1 protein-coding gene is annotated in these 262 nt (G+C 45.8%); it reads left to right on the forward strand.

Going from position 1 to position 262, the window contains the following annotated elements; genetic code table 11:
* A partial coding sequence (locus AAEY88_RS14145) for an ATPase, T2SS/T4P/T4SS family (RefSeq protein ID WP_350563402.1) occupies window positions 1–262 on the forward strand: 262 nt, incomplete at both ends.

The following is a 262-nucleotide window of genomic DNA, read 5'->3' on the forward strand; positions in this document are numbered from 1 at the left end:
GTGCAAGCATCGCTGACTGGTCACTTAGTTATGTCTACATTGCATACTAATACCGCCTCAGGTGCAATTACCCGTATGGAAGATATGGGTGTTGAGCCATTCTTATTATCGTCATCATTACTCGGCGTATTGTCACAGCGCTTAGTACGTACCTTATGCAATAGCTGTAAAGAAGGGCATATTGCAGATGAGCGTGAATGTGAATTACTCGGCGTACCGTTTGATAATGCTCCGACGATTTACCGCGCGGTAGGGTGTGAAG

The organism is Psychrobacter sp. CAL346-MNA-CIBAN-0220 (assembly GCF_040309805.1).
GTDB lineage: Bacteria > Pseudomonadota > Gammaproteobacteria > Pseudomonadales > Moraxellaceae > Psychrobacter.